The 11,392-nt window shown below is 64.6% G+C and carries 10 protein-coding genes, 1 tRNA gene and 1 pseudogene; 5 read left to right on the top strand and 7 right to left on the bottom strand.

The features are described 5' to 3' along the window. Positions 1-5: 5 nt before the first annotated feature. From ACFQUV_RS18455 to ACFQUV_RS18435, 5 genes and pseudogenes are all read right to left on the bottom strand, one after another. Positions 6-983 (bottom strand): ABC transporter substrate-binding protein, encoded by a 978-nt coding sequence (locus tag ACFQUV_RS18455; RefSeq protein ID WP_111383233.1) that lies wholly within the window; start codon positions 981-983, stop codon positions 6-8. Between the two features lie 97 nt (positions 984-1,080). Beyond that, positions 1,081-1,863, bottom strand: a complete 783-nt coding sequence (locus ACFQUV_RS18450) for a cyclase family protein (RefSeq protein ID WP_111383232.1) — start codon at positions 1,861-1,863, stop codon at positions 1,081-1,083. Positions 1,864-1,921: 58 nt separating this feature from the next. After that, on the bottom strand, positions 1,922-2,881 hold the full coding sequence (locus ACFQUV_RS18445) for a LysR family transcriptional regulator (RefSeq protein WP_165363819.1): 960 nt from the start codon (positions 2,879-2,881) through the stop codon (positions 1,922-1,924). 196 nt (positions 2,882-3,077) lie between these two features. Then, positions 3,078-3,242: pseudogene (locus ACFQUV_RS18440) on the bottom strand (JAB domain-containing protein); the annotation flags it as partial. Positions 3,243-3,351: 109 nt separating this feature from the next. After that, positions 3,352-3,576, bottom strand: coding sequence for a helix-turn-helix domain-containing protein (locus ACFQUV_RS18435; protein WP_129608287.1), 225 nt, complete (start codon positions 3,574-3,576; stop codon positions 3,352-3,354). A gap of 240 nt (positions 3,577-3,816) precedes the next feature. Between ACFQUV_RS18435 and ACFQUV_RS18430 the strand changes: the two genes are divergently transcribed. Continuing rightward, a tRNA-Arg gene (locus tag ACFQUV_RS18430) sits at positions 3,817-3,892 on the top strand. Positions 3,893-3,914: 22 nt separating this feature from the next. On the opposite strand, the gene ACFQUV_RS18425 is transcribed toward ACFQUV_RS18430, so the two are convergent. Beyond that, a complete protein-coding gene (locus ACFQUV_RS18425; protein WP_129608288.1) occupies positions 3,915-4,559 on the bottom strand; it encodes an exopolysaccharide biosynthesis protein in 645 nt (214 codons plus the stop codon). A 488-nt stretch (positions 4,560-5,047) separates the two neighbouring features. On the opposite strand from ACFQUV_RS18425, the gene ACFQUV_RS18420 reads away from it, so the two are divergent. From ACFQUV_RS18420 to ACFQUV_RS18405, 4 genes are all read left to right on the top strand, one after another. Further along, positions 5,048-5,752, top strand: coding sequence for an RNA polymerase sigma factor (locus tag ACFQUV_RS18420; protein ID WP_207211413.1), 705 nt, complete (start codon positions 5,048-5,050; stop codon positions 5,750-5,752). Beyond that, a complete protein-coding gene (locus ACFQUV_RS18415) occupies positions 5,749-6,972 on the top strand; it encodes a peptide chain release factor 1 (protein WP_129608289.1) in 1,224 nt (407 codons plus the stop codon). The genes ACFQUV_RS18420 and ACFQUV_RS18415 overlap by 4 nt, the downstream gene beginning before the upstream one ends. A 429-nt stretch (positions 6,973-7,401) precedes the next feature. After that, positions 7,402-8,514 carry a glycosyltransferase family 4 protein gene (locus tag ACFQUV_RS18410; RefSeq protein WP_129608290.1) on the top strand — a complete coding sequence of 371 codons (1,113 nt, stop codon included), beginning with the start codon at positions 7,402-7,404 and terminating at the stop codon, positions 8,512-8,514. Positions 8,515-8,530: 16 nt separating this feature from the next. Next, positions 8,531-10,741: an amylo-alpha-1,6-glucosidase gene (locus tag ACFQUV_RS18405; RefSeq protein ID WP_129608291.1), complete on the top strand. Its 2,211-nt coding sequence runs from the start codon at positions 8,531-8,533 to the stop codon at positions 10,739-10,741. 56 nt (positions 10,742-10,797) lie between these two features. Here ACFQUV_RS18405 and ACFQUV_RS18400 read toward each other — a convergent pair whose 3' ends face one another. Further along, positions 10,798-11,139, bottom strand: coding sequence for a DUF5335 domain-containing protein (locus tag ACFQUV_RS18400; protein WP_129608292.1), 342 nt, complete (start codon positions 11,137-11,139; stop codon positions 10,798-10,800). Between the last annotated feature and the right edge of the window lie 253 nt (positions 11,140-11,392).

Below are 11,392 nucleotides of genomic sequence, written 5' to 3'. Positions count from 1 at the left end.
GTGCCTCAGTAGGTCTTGAGATACTTGCGGACGTCGACCGTCTCGGGCGCGTTGATCAGCTTCATCGAGAAGTCGATGAAGCGCTGGAACTGCCCGATGCTCTTGTCGTCGAGCTGGGAGACCGCGAAGAAGCCGGGCATCGGGATGTCGTTGATGGCGCTCTCGGGCACGAGGGTGTTCTTCAGGAGATGCCGGCGGGCGCTCTCGGGGTCCTTGCGGATATCCGCGACGGCCTTGAGCCAGGCGGCGGCGTAGCGCTTGGCGACCTCCGGCCGCTCGGTCATGAAGCGGGTCGAGATCACGCCGCCGCCCACGAAGGCGTCGGCCTTGGGGTCGCCCAGCACGGTGCGGGCGATGACCCCGGTCTCCAGCGTGTCGGCGATGCCCTGCTGGCGCATCATGGTGGCGGTCGGCTCCAGCGTGTAGCCGGCGTCGAAGGTGCCGGCCTTGAGGGCGCCGAGATGCTGGGCGGTGTCGAGCTGCTCCAGCCGGTAGTCGCCCTCCTTGAGCCCGTTCGCCTCCAGCGCCGCCTTGGCCATCAGCACGTTGCCGGGGCCCGGCGCCGACAGGATCTTGGCGCCCTTGAGGTCCTTGATCGACTTGGCCTGGAAGCCCTTGCGAACGACGAACTGCTCCATCGGATAGGTCTCGCTCTGGCTGTTGAGCGAGATGTAGACGGCGGCCCCCGGCTTCTTGATGTTGGTGTTCATGCCTTCGAGGGTGACGAGCACCGAGGCGGCGTCGATCTGGTCGGCGATCAGCGCGGCGGCGGTCGGCGGGCCGCCGATCAGGCGCACCGTCTCCACCTCGATCTTCTGCTCCTTGAAGTAGCCGCGGTCGAGGGCGACGAAATAGGGCAGCGAGGTCGCCACCGGAAACACGCCCACCTTGACCTTGTCCTGGGCGACCGCCGCCGAGGGCAGCGCGTGGGCGAGCACGACGGCCACGATGGCGCCGGCCAGTCGACGTCCGAGCATCCGCATCGCATGTCCTCCCGAGGCCGGCTCCGGGCCGGCGTTGTTTCGTTGGATGTCACGGCATGCAGGAGAGCCGGAGGCGCGCTCGCGCCTCCGGTCGTGATCAGACGAACGCCACGGCGCGGCAGAATGCCGCCTCGCCGCCTTTGAAGTTCCACGGGAACACCCCGAGGGTGATGCGCTTGTTGTGCAGCTCCTTCAGGCCGATGTCGCCGCCGAGATTCTCGACGTGCATGCAGTCGTGCGGGAACAGCGCGTTGTGGGTGAGCTGATAGGCGTCCTGCGGAAACAGCTCGTCGACCTTGTCCTTGCCGCCGAACTTCTGCTCGGCGAGCGCGCGCACGCGGGCCCAGTGATCGAGCCCGCCCTTGCCGAGAAAGCGGCCGATCGGCAGGTTCATCGGGTGGTCGGTGGAGATCATGTCGACGCCCCAGATGTGGATCTTCTTCTTCAGCAGCCAGTCGCAGATGCTGTGATGCGGACCCGGGTGGCGGTGGATGTAGCGCTCCTCGTCGGCGTCGGGGCTGAGGAAGGAGTACTTGTGCCAGCCGGTGTGGATCAGCAGGATGTCGCCGTCACGGATGTCGGCGCGCGCCTCGATGTCCTCGGGGCGGAACAGGCCGAGATCGTCCAGCATGTCGCTGAGATCGACGATGACGCCCGGCCCGTAGCACCACTCGATCGGGATCTGATCGATGGTCCGGCCGTTCGACACGAAATGCCGCGGCGCGTCCAGATGCGTTCCCATATGGTTCGAGGTCATGATGTACTGCGCGTTGACCCCGTGCTCCGACTTCCGCTTGATATACTTGACCTCGAAGGGCGGATAGAACGGCCAGAACGAGCAGTCCTGGTTCAGCGGCTGCGACAGGTCGTAGATTTTCATGTTGGCTCCCGGATGCGTAGCGAGCAGCCGGACCAGCTTATGGGGCGGCGTACGTCGATCAACGAACCGGCGCCGATGAATCGATCGCGTTTTCCGATCGCGCGCCCGGCCGACACTCTCCGGATTCATTGCGCAGTGCATCATAGACCGCGCCGAAATACCGCTCGCGCCGCTCCGACACGGGAGCGCGGCGACGATAGAACGCATAGGTGACCTGGCGCGGCGGCACGAGCGCGTAGGCGCGCAGCGTGCCGAGGCGGACCTCCTGGGCGGCCGACACCGCCGGCATGATGGCGATGCCGACGCCCTGCGCGACGATCGCCTTGATGGTCTCGATGTTGTCGGCCAGCATGGCGGTGACCGGAAAGCGGCCGATGTCGGCATAGAGCGACTGCACGATCTCGCCGTAGCCGACCGGCAGCTCGTACATCACGATCGGCTCGCCGGCGATCGCCGCCAGCTCGACGCCGATGCCGTCGCCGGGCAGCGGCCGTTCCGGCGCCGTCACCACCGCGAGGTCGAGGGCCAGAATCGGGCTGCTCCACAGCCCGGTCGGCACGCGCTCCTCGGGGACCTGGATCGCGATCGCGAGATCGACGCGGCCGCCGATCAGATCGTCGAACACGGTCTTGGTCGAGGCGGTGAGAATGTCGATGTGCAGCTCCGGGAACAGCGACGACACCCGGCGCAGGAAGCGCGACACGAACACCGCGGCGGTGCCGGAGCCGAGCCCGATCCGCACCGTCTCCTTGCGCAGGCTCTTCAGCCGCTCGACGCGGCCGGTGAGGCTCTGCACCTCGGCCAGGATGCGCTCCGCATCGGCGATGAAGGTGCGGCCGAGATCGGTCACCTCGATGCCGCGCCCGGCCCGCACGAACAGCGCGAAGCCCAGCTCGCCTTCGAGCTTGGCGATCTGGTCCGACACCGCCGATTGGGCGACGTCGAGGCGTTGCGCCGCGCGGGTGAAGCTGCGCTCCTTGGCGACCACGGACGCATAGCGCAGATGGCGCAGATCCACCGTGCTGTCTCTCCGATCGGCGGCCCGGGGGGTGAGGCGGGGGGGAGGGCCGCGGCCCACGGTCTCACACCTGCGGGCTCGGCGCCAAGCCGGATCGGTGGGGCGCGGCGCGACGTCGCCGGCTGGGGCGCCGCCGGCTGCTCGGCCGCCGCCGCCCGTATCGTCGGGCCGCCGCGGCCCGAGCCCAAGCGGCCTCTCAGATCAGCCGCAGGCCCTTCAGGCTGGCATGGCCGTCCTTGCCGACGATGATGTGGTCGTGGACCGCGATCCCGAGCGGCTTCGCCACCTCCTGGATCGCCTGCGTCATCTGGATGTCGGCGCGCGACGGCGTCGGGTCGCCGGAGGGGTGGTTGTGGAGCAGGCAAGGCCAAAGAATAAGTGTTTGATTTGAGGCGCAATTTGGCGCTGACCGACCAAACTGGTGCCGATAACTGGGGGTGGTATTGAGTGCGCCACCGTGAGCGTCACGGTCAATCACGTGAGCTCTCCATGAGTCGGTTTGACGCACGACAGGAGACCCGATTCTGTTCGTCCCACGCGTCGAGCTCAGCGAGTGGGTAAAGCACGGCCTTTCCAATCTTTACAAAGCCGGGACCGACTCGCATCGAACGCCAGTTTCTTAGCGTACCAACGGAAACCTCGCCACGGTAACGCTCCGCAACTTCTTCGGGGGTTAGGAATTTGACGGCATCCATAAGCTACTCCGTTCCTATGCAGGCAAGGCGCCGCCCCTCGCTCGTTGTTCGTGAGGGGTGCACTACGAGCGGGGGGTGTCGCGTTCGCGTCACCGGCTGGCCCAGCCGCGAACGATTACGCACGCTCGTTCATGAGATGAGATGCCTCGCTTTCGATGTCGGTGGAAGTGGTCGCCGATCTCGGTCGTAGAGATGGATACCGGCGGCGGCAAATCGGTCGGACCGAAAGCCGCAAGGAACGCGAAACTCAGGGTGGATACCGAGTGTTGCGCTCCGAAGGTGAAGGCCCCGCGTTCGAATCGCGGCGGGTGCGCCATCCCCCTTAAACTGTTTGCATCTCAGTACCAGAGTCCCGACCAACGGCGACGAGGCGGCGTAGCCATGCGCCTCATCTGGATCGGCACGACCACTGCGGGCCGCCGAGCCAGTTCTGCCGTGGTGGGCGGCCCCTCGTCCAAATCGATCAGGCGACTGGCAAAGGCGGGCGGAATATTGCCGAAGGGGATGGGCAGGGCGAGAATGATCGCGAGAATCAGGCAAAGCGCACCGATTACACGTTCAGCCGGCGGACCGACAAGGATCGTGAGCCGCGGCTTGAGCAGCTTCTCCGCTGTTGTCAGCCAATTCCCCGCACGGTCGAGCATCAGAATGAGATCCGCTCTCGATATGGAGCGCCTGGCAATGATCCGTGGAAGCCACGGTTTGCGACCGAGCATCAACTGCGTGGCCAGGATTATCAGCGGGAGCCCGAGAATGCCGGAGGCGCCGGGCGGCATCGGGAGGATGTTCGGGAGCGCGAAAAAGAGCATCAGCGGGCCGAAGGCCCGGTCACCCATGGCGACGAGCAGATCTCCGATCGAAATACGCTCGCGTGAGGTATCATCCGCGAGGGACCGCAGGATTTCAGAGATTTTGCGTCCGCGCTTGCGGTAAGCATCCAGCTGGGCGCAGACGATTGAACTCGATGAATCTCCGTAAGGCATTCCTGGGCATAAAGAGGTCGGTGAGCTTCTCCAAGTTTGTGTGGGATCAAGATGGTTCCGCGCATCAGCAGCGCAAGTTTCAGAACGATCGCTCTACCGGTTTCGGTCAGCCAGATGTGAAACATCGCTCACCGCCGCGAGACCGAGAAAACCGGAAGCACAGCGGGCCGTCCGACGGGGCGACACATATCGGTTCGAGCCGGTCCCTTCGGTTCAGTCGAGCTTCAGGGCTCGCTGACGTCGGCGTGCAGACCCTACCAGCGCGGTGCGATCTCAGTCTCAGCGCCCGGCGCGAACCTTTGGGGTGAGGATAGCCGTCGTGCCGGCGCCGTGGCTCTGACGCGCGATCTGGACGGTCAATCCCTCGGGTTCGGGCTTGCGGAACTGGCACTTGAAGCCGAGAAAAGCCCGACTATGTCTTTGAAAACCCCCGTTTCTGACGCCGAAAGGGAGAGCGAGGACAGCTAGAGTGGAAAGGTGAGGTCGCCATGTCTACCGTCGAGGATTCCACACCTGTTAGCTCTGCTGCCCCGAACCGCTCGATGCCGCGCGATGCGTCGGCCGAAGAGCTATGGCAGGCCACGCTTCGAGGTGATCGAAACGCGTTCCAGCGCCTGATCAGTCCTCACCTTGATGAGCTGTTTGCAGCAGCCCGGCGAGACATCCGCTATCATTCGGCGGTTGGCGACCTGCGGGAGGATGAGATTTCCCCCGAGGAGCTTGTCGGCGAAACGCTGTTGCGCGCGTGGCGCGATCGCTACCGGCGGCCGCAGGGGCTCGATATTCGCCCGTGGCTGCTGGGTCTCCAGTTCCGGGTTCTGACCCGCATCGTCCGGCAGGAGCAACTCTTGCGTAAACTGGTCGCCGTCTCGCTCGAAGCGCCGGTTCCCGCCGAGCCGATCTACGACGACGATGAATCGTTCTGGGAATGGCATCAGCCGGACGAGATGCTGCGGTGGGAGGATGTCGTCGCGGCGGACGTTGCGGCTGAAGTGGCGGAGCCCGCATTCTTCGAGCAGGAGGTGCCCGGACTGTCGCCGCTCGCGCGGCAAGTGCTCATCTTCCGCCATGTGCATCGGTTCTCCGTCAGAGAGATCGCATCCGGCCTCGGCCTGCCCGTTCGCCGGATCGTGGAGCTTTGGCAGGAAGGCCACGCCGTGCTGGTCGGCACCAAAAAGAAGGAGGCGACATGAACTCGCTCACCGTCTCGCTGGGTGTCCATAGCCCGCTGACGCCCGAATTGCGGGATCGCATTCTCGAGACGACCCGCGCGCGAATGGAGGAGCCTGCCTACAGGCTCCTGTCACCCGAGCATCTGCGCGGGCTCGCGCGGCTTGAATCGAGGGACGATCCGATCATCAGCGTCTATCTCCGTCTGACGCCCGAAAGACGGGCGACCGGCGGATGGAAATCGGTGCTATCGAGCCTTGCCCACCGGACGCTGCTGAAGTCCGACAGTGCCGCCTCCGACAGCATTCGAAGGCAGCTCGACCGCATCGAGACCGCGTTGAACGAACAGCTCCCCGAGCTGGGGCGGAGCGTGGTCTTCCTTGTCTGCGAGAGGCTGGGGATATGGCGGCAGATCACGCTGCCAATCGCGCTGGCGGACAGGATCCATGTCGGGCCGCGCCCCTATATCCGTCCGCTTCTGCGCTGCTGGGGCGAAGGGGACCGCAATGTGGTCGCTCTTCTCTCGCAGGAACGGAGCCGGTTCTTCGTCGAGCATCTGGGGCAGGTCGAAGAGATCAACCTGGTCAAGGGGCAGAGAATCCGCGGGATGCTGACCGACCGCGTTCCCCGTGACCGCCGCGATGTCCTTGCCACCCAGGTGCTCAAGGACGAAGCGAGAGCGCTTGCGCAGATGGCGGAGATCATCATGCGCGAGCTTGAGACCTCGTATCTGCTGGTGGCCGCGCCGCCGGACATGCGCGCGGCCTTTATGGAGCATCTGCCCAAGGCGATTGTCGAGAACGTGCAGGAATTCGCAGCGGATATCCATGCGTCCCCGCATGCTATCGGAGAGGCCCTCGGCGCGCTGCGCGAAAAACTGCGGCGCGATCGGGAGGCGGCCGTCCTGCAGGAGCTCGAAGAGGCCGCCTTCGGGAAGGTAGCGATCGGGGTGCAGGAGACTTTGGATTGCCTGCGCGAAGGCCGCGTCGCAGCGCTGGTGGTCGATGACCGCTTTGCCGCACCCGGCGAACAATGCGCCGAGTGCAAGGCGCTCTTCCAAGAGGCGCCCGGCGACGGCTGTCCGGTCTGCAAAAGCCGGGAGCTCCAAAACGTGGATGATCTCGTGGATGCCGCTGCCCAGCGGGCCCTCGACAGCGCCGCGCGCGTCGCGTTCATGCGTCATCCGGAGACACAGGCCCGGCTTGGCAAATTCGCTCCGATGAGCGCGCTCCTGCGGTATTGACCGCCCCGCGCGGGCCGGAAGGCGGGACTTTGAACCTGCAAAGATCCTGTCGAAAAAAGTGTCTCCCAAGGGTATGCGTCTGGCGCCGGGTTGGAATCGCGACGGAAGCAGCGGTGCGTCACGCCCGATGATTGCGTTCAGCCTGCCCGCGGCAAAAGTTGAGCGATTTCTTGAACATGGCGCGATCGCTTCCTAATTCGTACGTCGCACAGGTCCAAACTGCGCGCGCAATCAACTGCTGAAGGAGGGTCCTGCCAGACGGCCGCCGTCTGCAAGTCGCGCGAACCGATGATGCGGACATGCCGGTCCTTGGGAAGCGACGGACGGCTTCGGACATCGTGGAGGCTAGCCACGCCTTGCGGGGTGGCACCGGGCCTCTCCCGATGCGGCTCATTGTCAACACTTTGCTCAATCGAGGAGGTATTGTCGATGAAGATCGCCCAGATCGCCCCGCTCGCGGAACGCTGCCCACCCCGCCTCTATGGGGGGACGGAACGGATCGTAGCCTACTTGACGGAGGAATTGGTGCGGCAGGGACACGACGTCACGCTGTTTGCCAGCGGCGACTCCAAGACCAGCGCACGGCTCGTGCCATGCTGTGATGTCGCACTAAGGCTCAACCCTGCGGTCAGCGATCCTCTTCCCTACCACATGATGATGCTGGAGGAGGTCCGGCGGCGCGCCGATGACTTCGACGTGCTGCATTTCCATATCGATCTCCTGCACTATCCCATGCTCGCCAGTTTCTCCGACAAGGTCGTCACGACGCTGCACGGGCGGCTGGACCTTGCGGATCTGAAGCCGTTCTATTCGATGTTCTGGCGCTATCCTTTGGTCTCGATCTCCAACGAGCAGCGTCGCCCGATGCCGCCGGTAAATTGGGCCGGCACAGTGTATCACGGTCTGCCCCAAGACCTTCTGCCCTTCACGGCCAAGCCGAAGGGAGACTATCTTGCCTTCCTCGGCCGGATTTCGCCGGAGAAGCGGCCGGACCGGGCGATCGAGATCGCCGCGCGCAGCGGACTTCCTCTCAAGATCGCCGCTAAGGTCGACAAGACAGACCAAGCTTATTGGGATGAGTTCATCAGTCCTCTGGTGGCAAATCACCGGAATGTAGAATTTATTGGTGAGATCAACGAGCACCAAAAGGCGGATTTCCTCGGGAATGCCCGCGCGCTCCTGTTCCCGATCGATTGGCCAGAACCGTTTGGCCTGGTGATGATCGAAGCCATGGCCTGCGGCACGCCGACCATCGCCTTCCGTTGCGGATCTGTGCCGGAGGTCATCGACGATGGCGTGACCGGCTTCGTCGTTCGCGATCTCGATGAGGCTCTCGACGCGGTTCGACGGGTGGACAGCTTGGATCGGGCCAAGGTCCGGGCGACTTTTGAAGACCGATTCACGGTTGAGCGGATGGCTAGGGAGTATGTCGACATCTATCGGAATCTGCCCTTCGTGCGGCGTGCGCTCTTGCGCAGTGCGAGGCTTTCGGCGCCGGGCGTGAGCAACTCCGGGCAGATGGATCTGAGCGCGGTCGCTTGAACGGGGGGGAAAGGCGATGAAGCACGTCAATGTCGATGCGGTTGCTCGTGCCCTCGTGCCAATTGATGCTGATGACACGACCGCGCAGTTTCTTATTCCGGTGGCCACGTCGCTGCAGGATCGACGGCCGCGAACGCTCAAGCATGGCGATACCTTTGCCGTGTTCGATCACAACGGGGACGCGGTCTCATGGCCGGGAAGCCCGGAGGGCCTGTTTCACCGCGACACGCGGTATCTTTCGCATCTCTATCTGACGATCGAGGGCCAGCATCCTCTCTTGCTCTCCTCGACCTTGCGCGACGACAATGCAACGCTGACCTGCGATCTCACCAATCCCGACATTAGCGACGATGAAGGGCGGATCGTTCTCGATCACGATCTCGTGCACCTGCGGCGATCCCGGTTTCTCTGGAAGGGCGCGTGCTACGAGCGCCTGGCGATCCGCAATTTCGACGAGCGCCCGCACCGGGTCACCCTGAAGCTCGCCTTCTCCGCAGACTTCGCGGACTTGTTCGAGGTGCGCGGGGCGCGGCGTGAGCGCTGGGGCGAGATGCAGCCTCCGGAGGTGAAAGCCGATCAAGTGACGCTCGCCTATCTTGGCCTCGACGGCCGCCGGCGGACGACGACGCTCCGGTTCGATCCCGCGCCGCAGGAGATCAGCGCCAGCCACGCTTCGTTCGTGCTGGACCTTTCGCCGCGCCAGGCCAGGACGGTGGTGATCGAGATCGCCTGCGACGGCGCCGGTGGCGGGCCGCTGCGGCGCGGCTTCGGTGCCGCGCTGCGGGCCGCGCGGGCCGCGCTGCGCGGGTCGTCGGCACGGGCCGCGGCAGTGGAGACCTCGAACGAGATCTTTAACGAGGCGGTGCGCCGCTCGGTGTCCGATCTCTACATGCTGGTCACCGATACGCCGGAGGGGCCCTTTCCCTATGCCGGCATTCCCTGGTTCAGCACGGCGTTCGGCCGCGACGCGCTGATCACGGGACTGCAGACGCTCTGGCTCGACCCGGCGATCGCGCGCGGCGTCCTGCTCCATCTCGCGGCGAACCAGGCAACCGATTTCGATCCGATCGCCGATGCCGAGCCCGGCAAGATCCTGCACGAGGTGCGTTACGGCGAGATGGCCGAACTGAAGGAGGTGCCGTTCCGCCGCTATTACGGAAGCGTCGATTCGACGCCCCTCTTCGTCATGCTGGCCGGCGCCTATCTGGAACGGACGGGCGATGCCGTCACGCTTCATCGATTGTGGCCGAATATCGAGGCGGCCCTGTCCTGGATGGATCGGCACGGCGACCGTGACGGCGACGGCTTCATCGAATACGGCCGGCGCAATCGCGACGGCCTGGTCAACCAGGGCTGGAAGGACAGCCACGATTCGGTCTTCCATGCCGATGGTTCCCTTGCCAGGGGACCGATCGCGCTCGCGGAAGCGCAGGCTTATGCCTACGGGGCCTGGCGTGCGGCAGCCACTATCGCGCGAGCTTCCGGACGGGCGGAGCAGGCCGAGGGCTTCGAGCGGCGGGCGGAGGCGATCAGGACTGCCTTTGATGCAAGCTTCTTCGATGAGTCGCTCGGCACCTATGTGCTGGCGCTGGACGGAGACAAGCGGCCTTGCCGGGTGCGCGGCTCCAATGCAGGGCATGTCCTGCTGACGGGCTTGGCGTTTCCGGAACGCGCGGAAGCGGTGGTGAGGACCCTGACGGGATCGGCGTGCTTCTCGGGCTGGGGCGTCCGCACCGTTGCAACGACGGAGCCGCGGTACAACCCGATGAGCTACCACAACGGTTCGGTCTGGCCCCACGACAACGCCCTGATCGCCGCCGGCTTTGCACGCTACGGCTTCAAGCGTGAAGCGGCCCGGATTTTCGAAGGTCTGTTCGCCGCGTCGACCTATATCGATCTTCGGCGCCTGCCCGAGCTGTTCTGCGGCTTCGCGCGTCAGCAGACCAGGGGTCCGACCTTCTATCCCGTGGCCTGTACACCGCAGGCTTGGGCGGCCGGAGCGCCCTTGTTCATGCTCCAGTCTTGCCTGGGGCTCGGTTTCGATGCGGAGCGGATTCAGATCAGGTTCGACGAGCCGGTCCTGCCGGCGTTCCTCGAAGAGGTCACCATCCGCAATCTGGCGCTCGATGGAGGTTCGGCGGACGTTACGCTGCGCAGGTCTCGTTCACAGGTGGTCGTCGATGTGCTGCAGCGCCAGGGGCCGGTCCGCGTGGTGACGACGACGTGAACGTGACGGGCAGCGCCCGAGCGCCGATCGGTTGCGAACCAGGCGTCGGGCCGACATTACCGGCCGGGGGGCGGAAGCATGAGCGGCTCCGCGAGCTTGACGATCTGCTTCCGCCCCTCGCCGTCGATGATTTCCATGCTCGAGAGGCCAGTGGCGCCTTCGTCTACGGCCATGCTGCGCGGACGATGTATCAGGTGATCGAGGCCCTCGAGGGCGATGTCGACGATATCGTTCCTGGGATCATAGGTGATGCCGAGGATCGGAACCCACTTGGTGGCGATTTGATCCCCCAAAGGCAGTGCAGCGACCTCGATCTGAGCACACTTTCCCTGCAATCCCTTGGATACGCGATCGCAGTACGATTGCCATTCGCTCTTGGAGAGTTGTCGGACGGACATGTGGAATCTCCTGTGTGGTTATGACGCGTGGTGCTCCAGGAGGGTAGGACGCGACGTCTCGCCTCCGTGCGGAATCCGAAACGCCGCGCGGTCATTGTGGGCTGACCACAGTGTGCCCGATGCAGATCGGTCGTGAATTGACGACCGTCATTGTCGTGGCCGCCTGAATAGGCGAAGCGATTCATCATGAGGGCGGGCTTCGCCTCGCCGATGACCAGGTTTTGCGCTCCCCGGTAGCATCCTCATATCCATG

This window comes from Rhodoplanes sp. P11 (assembly GCF_964266735.1).
In the GTDB taxonomy this organism is placed as follows: Bacteria; Pseudomonadota; Alphaproteobacteria; order Rhizobiales; family Xanthobacteraceae; genus Rhodoplanes; species Rhodoplanes serenus.
The sequence above is the reverse complement of the archived record's forward strand: the minus strand, read 5'-3'. Positions and strand labels throughout refer to the sequence as shown.